Here is a 6,916-nt window from a genome sequence, read left to right on the forward strand (position 1 = left end):
GCGCCGCGGGCGCCGCGGGGGGGGGGGGGGGGGGGGGCGCTTGTGGGCGCGCCCGCCCGCCCCCGCGGCGGGGGGCCCCGCGCGACTCCGCAAGCGAGGGCTGACGGCCCGTCAGCCGCCCAGCCGGTCCACCGCGGTGACCCGCAGCACCGCCCGGCCCTCCTCGTCCGAGCCGTACAGGTCGACCTCGGCGCTGATGCCCCAGTCGTGGTCGCCCTCCGGGTCGTCGAAGATCTGCCGGACCTTCCAGGCGGAGTCCTCCTCCTCGATGATCAGCATCTTGGGGCCGCGCGCGTTCGGGCCGGTGCCGAGGTCGTCGTACTCCTCCCAGTACCCGTCCATGGCGTCCGCCCAGCGGTCCGCGTCCCAACCGTACGAGCCGTCCAGCTCGGCGAGCTCCGCGTAGTGCTCCAGCGCGCACAGCTCGACCCGGCGGAACAGCTCGTTGCGCACCAGCACCCGGAACGCCCGCGCGTTCGCCGTCACCGGCGCCGGCTTGTCGTCCAGCGTCACCTCGGGGGCCTGCGGGTCCGTCGGGTTGGCCAGCTGCTCCCACTCGTCCAGCAGGCTGGAGTCGACCTGGCGGACCAGTTCGCCGAGCCAGGCGATGACGTCCTTCAGGTCGTCGGTCTTCACGTCCTCGGGGACGGTCTGCTCCAGCGCCTTGAACGCGCCCGCCAGGTAGCGCAGCACGATGCCCTCGGTGCGCGCCAGCTCGTAGAAGCCGACGTAGTCCGAGAAGGTCATCGCCCGCTCGTACAGGTCGCGGACCACCGACTTCGGCCGCAGCTCGTGGTCGCCGATCCACGGGTGCGCCCGGCGGTACACCTCGTACGCGTGGGTGAGCAGTTCCTCCAGCGGCTTCGGGTAGGTGATCTCCTGGAGCCGCTCCATCCGCTCCTCGTACTCGATCCCGTCGCGCTTCATCTCGCCGATGGCCTCGCCGCGCGCCTTGTTCTGCTGCGCGGCGAGGATCTGGCGCGGGTCGTCGAGGGTCGCCTCGACCACCGAGATCACGTCCAGCGCGTACGAGGGCGAGGTCGGGTCGAGGAGCTCGAAGGAGGCCAGGGCGAAGGTGGAGAGCGGCTGGTTGAGCGCGAAGTTCTCCTGGAGGTCGAGCGTCAGGCGCACGATCCGGCCCTCGGCGTCCGGCTCCGGCAGCCGCTCGACCACGCCGCCCTGCAGCAGGGAGCGGTAGATCGCGATCGCGGTGCGGATGTGCCGGCGCTGCGCCGCGCGGTCCTCGTGGTTGTCGGTGAGGAGCTTGCGCATCGCCTCGAAGGCGTTGCCGGGGCGGCCGATCACCGACAGCAGCATCGCGTGGCTCACCTTGAACCGGGAGACCAGCGGCTCCGGGTCGGCGCCGATCAGCTTGTCGAAGGTCTCCTCGGTCCAGCCGACGAAGCCCTCCGGCGCCTTCTTGCGCACCACCTTGCGCTTCTTCTTCGGGTCGTCCCCGGCCTTGGCGATCGCCTTGTCGTTCTCGATCACGTGCTCGGGCGCCTGCGCCACCACCTGTCCGACGGTGTCGAACCCGGCCCGGCCCGCGCGCCCGGCGATCTGGTGGAACTCCCGGGCGCGCAGGATCCGCACCCGCTGCCCGTCGTACTTCGACAGGGCGGTGAACAGCACCGTGCGGATCGGCACGTTGACGCCGACACCGAGCGTGTCCGTCCCGCAGATCACCTTCAACAGGCCCGCCTGGGCGAGACGTTCGACCAGCCGGCGGTACTTCGGCAGCATGCCCGCGTGGTGCACGCCGATGCCGTGGCGCACGAAACGCGACAGGTTGCGGCCGAACTTGGTGGTGAAGCGGAAACCGCCGATCAGGTCGGCGATGGCGTCCTTCTCCGCCTTCGAGCACATGTTGATGCTCATCAGCGACTGCGCCCGGTCCACCGCCTCCTTCTGCGTGAAGTGCACCACGTAGACCGGCGCCTGGCCGGTCTGCAGCAGCTCCTCCAGGGTGTCGTGCATCGTGGTGCGGCGGTACTCGTAGAACAGCGGCACCGGGCGGGTCGTGTTGCGCACCACCGTCGTCGGGCGGCCCGTCCGGCGGGTCAGGTCCTCCTCGAAGCGGCGCACGTCGCCGAGCGTCGCCGACATCAGCAGGAACTGCGCCTGCGGCAGCTCCAGCAGCGGGATCTGCCAGGCCCAGCCGCGGTCCGGCTCCGCGTAGAAGTGGAACTCGTCCATGACCACCTGGCCGACGTCCGCCCGGAGGCCGTCGCGCAGCGCGATCTGCGCCAGCACCTCGGCCGTGCAGCAGATGATCGGCGCGGTCGGGTTCACGCTCGCGTCGCCGGTCATCATTCCGACCTGCTCGGTGCCGAACATCTTGACCAGGTCGAAGAACTTCTCCGACACCAGCGCCTTGATCGGCGCCGTGTAGAACGTCCGCTTCCCCTCCGCCAGCGCCGCGAAGTGCGCCCCGGCCGCCACCAGGCTCTTGCCCGACCCGGTCGGCGTCGCCAGGATCACGTTGTTCCCCGACACCAGCTCGATCAGCGCCTCCTCCTGCGCCGGGTACAGCGTGATCCCGCGCTCCTCCGCCCACGCGGCGAAGGTCTCGTACAGCGCATCGGGCGTGGCGGGCTTCGGCATCAGATCAAGGAGGGTCACCCGGCTATCTTGCCTGCTCGCCGCCACCCCGGGCAAAGCCCGCCCTCCGCCGGCACCCGCCCCGGGACTGTCCGGATCGCTGCACCGGCGGCCGCGAAGCTGTGCGCGGCCGCACATTGATCGCGGCGGCGGGGCCGTGCCAGAGTGCCGGGCATGGTCCAACCGCTCGCGTCCGGAACGCACACCACCGACCTGGCCCCGGCGGCCGTCTTCGACTGGCTCGACGAGGCCGCCGAGCTGCGGGCCGAGGCCGGGCTGACGCGCCGGCTGCGCAGCCGCACGGCACAGGACCCGGTGCTCGACCTGGCCGGGAACGACTACCTGGGGCTGACCAGGCACCCGGCGGTGACGCAGGCGGCGGCCGAGGCGGCGCTGCGCTGGGGCGGAGGATCGACCGGGTCGCGGCTGGTGACCGGGACGACCGCGCTGCACACCGAACTGGAGGAGGAGCTCGCCGCGTTCTGCGGGGTCGAGGCGGCGCTGGTGTTCTCCTCCGGGTACACCGCCAACCTGGCCGCGCTGACCGCGCTCACCGACCCGGACACGCTGATCGTGTCGGACGCCTACAACCACGCCTCGCTGATCGACGGCTGCCGGCTCGCCCGCGCCGACGTCCACCGGGCCCCGCACAGCGACCCGCAGGCCGTCCGGGAGGCGCTGGAGCGCCGGACCCAGCGGCGGGCGCTGGTGGTCAGCGACTCGGTGTTCTCGGTGGACGGCGACGCCGCCCCGCTGACCGGGCTGTCCGCCGCCGCCCGGGCGCACGGCGCCGCGCTGCTGGTCGACGACGCGCACGGGCTGGGCGTCCTCGGCCCCGGCGGCGCCGGGGCGCTCGCGGCGGCCGGGCTCGCCGGGCAGCCGGACACCGTCGCCACCGTCACGCTCTCCAAGTCGCTCGGTTCGCAGGGCGGCGCCGTGCTCGGGCCGCGCCGGGTGATCCGCCACCTCACCGAGACCGCCCGCACCTTCATCTTCGACACCGGCCTCGCCCCGGCCGCCGTCGCCGCCGCCCTCGCCGCGCTGCGCCTGCTGCGCGCCGAGCCGCACCGCGCCGACCGCACCCGCGAGGTGGCCCGCGGCCTCGCGGCCCGGCTGACCGCCGCCGGGCTCCGGGCCTGCGAGCCGGACGCGGCCGTGGTGTCGGTGCGCGCCCCGGGCGCGGAGGCCGCCGTCGCCTGGGCCGCCGACTGCCGGCGGGCCGGGCTCGCCGTCGGCTGCTTCCGCCCGCCGTCCGTGCCGGACGGGGTGTCCCGGCTGCGGCTCACCGCGCGCGGGGACCTGACGGACGCGCAGCTCGCGGAGGCGGTCCGGATCATCGCCGAGCTGGCGCCGGAGGGCGCCCGGGTCGGCTGACACCTGCCGGGAGGGGCGCGCGGCGGCCGCCCGCTTGGCCGCCCTCTCGGCTGCCTGCTTGGCCGCCCGCTTGGCCGCCCGTGCAACCGTCCGGCCGTCGGTGGCGTCACCCCAGCGGGGGTGAGCCGATGGGGGTGGCGGTGCGGCGGTGGGGGCCGGTGGTGGCCGGGGTGCTGCTGGTGTGGCTGGCCGGGTGGCTGGTGGGCGGGCCGGTGCGGCAGTTCGGGCAGGCGGCGGGCCTGGTGGGGGTGCCCGGGACGTTCCGGGCGGAGCGGTGTCTGATCCCGGCGTTCGAGGACGGCCCACCGCCCTCGGACTGCCGGGGCGCGTTCCGCCCGGACGGCGGGAGCCCGGTGCACGAGCACGCCCGGATGTGGGCGGGCGCGCCGGTCGGCGAGGACGTCTGGGCGGTGTGCGAGGGCGACGAGTGCCACCTGGTGTCGGACGCCGAGGTGGCGCGGACGGTGATGCTGCTGGCGCTCGCCCTGGCACCGGGGGTGGCGGGCGTGCTGCTGACCGGCGTCGGCCTGCGCGAGCGGCGGGTCGGCCGGGGGCTGCTGCTCTCCGGCGCGGTCGGGGGCGTCCTGCTGTTCACCCTGGTGGTGCTGGGCGGCGTCCTCTGGTTCGTGCTGGCCATGACGGGGGTGTGAAGACACGCCCTACGCTTTCCGGGCCCGGCTGGGCTGCACCCTGGTCGGCTCGCCGGCCGCCTTGGGGTGGTCGGGCGGGTACGGGAGCTCGCCGAGGCCCTCGTCGCGCAGCTGCTTGTCGTACAGCTCCAGCAGGCCGTCCAGCCGGTACGCCCGGCCGTCCATCCCGGCGTTCAGGTCGCCGAGTTCGGCGAAGCGGGCGGGGACGGTGCGCAGGTCGAAGTCCTCGGGGGAGGCGTCGTCGAGCTCCTCCCAGCGCAGCGGGGTCGAGGCGGTGGCGTGCGGGCGGGCGCGCAGGGAGTAGGCGGAGGCGATGGTGCGGTCGCGGGCCATCTGGTTGTAGTCGACGAAGATCCGCTCGCCGCGCTCCTCCTTCCACCAGGCGGTGGTGACCTGCCCGGGCATGCGCTGCTCCAGCACCCGGCCGAGGGCGATCACCGCGTGCCGGCCGTCGGTGAAGGTCCACTCCGGCACCAGCGGGACGTACACGTGCAGGCCGCGCCCGCCGGAGGACTTGGGCCAGCCGCGCAGCCCGTACTCCTCCAGCAGGGCGCGCAGTTCGTGGGCGGCGCGGACGGCGTCGTGGAAGTCGGTGCCGGGCTGCGGGTCGAGGTCGATGCGCAGCTCGTCGACGTGCTCGGTGTCGGAGCGGCGGACCGGCCAGGGGTGGAAGGTGAGGCAGCCGAGGTTGGCGGCCCACAGCACGGCGGCCGGCTCGGTGGGGCAGATCTCGTCGGCGGAGCGGCCGCTGGGGAAGTTGATCCGGGCGGTGGGCAGCCAGTCCGGCAGGCCCTTGGGGGCGCGTTTCTGGTAGAAGAACTCGCCGTCCACGCCGTCCGGGAAGCGCTGCAGGGTGGTGGGCCGGTCGCGCAGTCCGCGCAGCACCCCGTCGGCGACGGCCAGGTAGTACTGCGCGACGTCCAGCTTGGTGAAGCCGCGCTCGGGGTAGTACACCTTGTCCGGGTTCGACAGTCGGACGCTGCGCCCGGCGACATCCAGTTCCACGGCTGAGCCCATGCCCCTCACGCTAAGGGCGCCGTGCCCCGCGCGCGTCTTTTCGTCGCGGGCCTTTTCGTTGCGGGCCTTCTCGTCGCGCGCCCTTTCGTCGTGTGCCCTTTCGTCGCGCGCCTTCCGGCCGTGCGCGCGAGGATCGGAGCCATGGACCTGCCCGTGATGCCGCCGGTGGCACCGATGCTCGCCAAGTCGGTGGCGAAGATCCCGCCGGGGATGCAGTACGAGGCCAAGTGGGACGGCTTCCGGACGATCGTGTTCCGCGACGGCGACGAGGTGGAGCTCGGCAGCCGCACCGGCAAACCGCTGACCAGGTACTTCCCCGAGCTGGTCGCCGCGCTGCGGCGGGAGCTGCCGCCGCGCTGCGTGCTGGACGGCGAGGTGGTGATCGCCCGGGACGGCCGGCTGCGGTTCGAGGAACTGCTGGAGCGCATCCACCCGGCGGCCAGCCGGGTGCGGCTGCTCGCGGAGCGGACGCCCGCCTCCTTCATCGCCTTCGACCTGCTCGCGCTCGGTGACGCCCCGCTGCTGGACGAGCCGCTGTCGGTGCGCCGCGCGGCCCTGGAGACGGCGCTCGGCGCCGCCCGCGACCCGGTGTTCACCGCCCCCGCCTCCACCGACCGGGACGTGGCGCAGACCTGGTTCGCCGAGTACGAGGGCGCCGGGCTGGACGGCGTGGTGGCCAAGCCGCTGGACCAGCCGTACCGGCCGGGCGAACGGACCATGTTCAAGATCAAGCACGAGCGCACCGCCGACTGCGTGGTGGCCGGCTACCGCGAGCACAAGAGCGGCCCGGTGGTCGGCTCGCTGCTGCTCGGCATCAACGACGCCGAGGGCCGGCTCCAGCACGTCGGCGTCTGCGCCGCGTTCTCGATGGCCCGCCGCCGCGAACTCGCCGAGGAACTGGCCCCGTTGCGGATGACCGACCTCTCCCGCCACCCGTGGGGCGGCTGGGCCGACGAGGCGGCGCACGCCGAGGGCCGGCTGCCGGGCGCGGTCAGCCGGTGGACCGGCGGCAAGGACCTCTCCTGGGTCGCGCTGCGCCCCGAGCGGGTGGTCGAGGTCGCCTACGACCACATGGAGGGCACCCGCTTCCGGCACACCGCGCAGTTCCGCCGCTGGCGGCCGGACCGCACGCCGGGGAGCTGCACCTACGCGCAGCTGGAGGAGCCCGTCTCCTACGATCTGGCCCGCGTGCTGGGCAGTTGACGGCACGTCGGAGGCCCCGGGCCGGGGTGGCCGGCGCGGGCGGGGGGGGGTGAGAAACAAAGCGACCCCCC

General features: G+C 74.1%; 5 protein-coding genes. 3 read left to right on the top strand and 2 right to left on the bottom strand.

What is annotated here, in order from left to right; all coding sequences use genetic code 11:
* Window positions 1-111: 111 nt before the first annotated feature.
* Window positions 112-2,604, bottom strand: coding sequence for a DEAD/DEAH box helicase (locus ACFV61_RS30175; protein WP_380495048.1), 2,493 nt, complete (start codon window positions 2,602-2,604; stop codon window positions 112-114).
* A gap of 171 nt (window positions 2,605-2,775) precedes the next feature.
* Here ACFV61_RS30175 and ACFV61_RS30180 point away from each other — a divergent pair, with 171 nt between their 5' ends.
* Entirely contained in the window at window positions 2,776-3,975 is a 1,200-nt protein-coding gene (locus ACFV61_RS30180) for an 8-amino-7-oxononanoate synthase (RefSeq protein WP_380429081.1), read from the top strand.
* 128 nt (window positions 3,976-4,103) lie between these two features.
* A complete protein-coding gene (locus tag ACFV61_RS30185) occupies window positions 4,104-4,625 on the top strand; it encodes a hypothetical protein (RefSeq protein ID WP_380495042.1) in 522 nt (173 codons plus the stop codon).
* A 9-nt stretch (window positions 4,626-4,634) separates the two neighbouring features.
* Here ACFV61_RS30185 and ligD read toward each other — a convergent pair whose 3' ends face one another.
* Window positions 4,635-5,642, bottom strand: a complete 1,008-nt coding sequence (gene ligD / locus ACFV61_RS30190) for a non-homologous end-joining DNA ligase (protein ID WP_380495044.1) — start codon at window positions 5,640-5,642, stop codon at window positions 4,635-4,637.
* A 141-nt stretch (window positions 5,643-5,783) separates the two neighbouring features.
* Between ligD and ACFV61_RS30195 the strand changes: the two genes are divergently transcribed.
* On the top strand, window positions 5,784-6,845 hold the full coding sequence (locus ACFV61_RS30195) for an ATP-dependent DNA ligase (RefSeq protein ID WP_380495046.1): 1,062 nt from the start codon (window positions 5,784-5,786) through the stop codon (window positions 6,843-6,845).
* The last annotated feature ends 71 nt before the right edge of the window (window positions 6,846-6,916 follow it).

Origin of the sequence: Kitasatospora sp. NPDC059817 (assembly GCF_042731835.1) — a bacterium.
GTDB lineage: Bacteria > Actinomycetota > Actinomycetes > Streptomycetales > Streptomycetaceae > Kitasatospora.

Excerpts from the sequence above, each read along its gene's own strand:
- ACFV61_RS30185 (WP_380495042.1), top strand. The coding sequence starts at position 4,104 with ATGGGGGTGGCGGTGCGGCGGTGGGGGCCGGTGGTGGCCGGGGTGCTG.
- ACFV61_RS30180 (WP_380429081.1), top strand. The coding sequence starts at position 2,776 with ATGGTCCAACCGCTCGCGTCCGGAACGCACACCACCGACCTGGCCCCG.
- ACFV61_RS30195 (WP_380495046.1), top strand. The coding sequence starts at position 5,784 with ATGGACCTGCCCGTGATGCCGCCGGTGGCACCGATGCTCGCCAAGTCG.
- ACFV61_RS30175 (WP_380495048.1), bottom strand. The coding sequence starts at position 2,604 with ATGCCGAAGCCCGCCACGCCCGATGCGCTGTACGAGACCTTCGCCGCG.
- ligD (WP_380495044.1), bottom strand. The coding sequence starts at position 5,642 with ATGGGCTCAGCCGTGGAACTGGATGTCGCCGGGCGCAGCGTCCGACTG.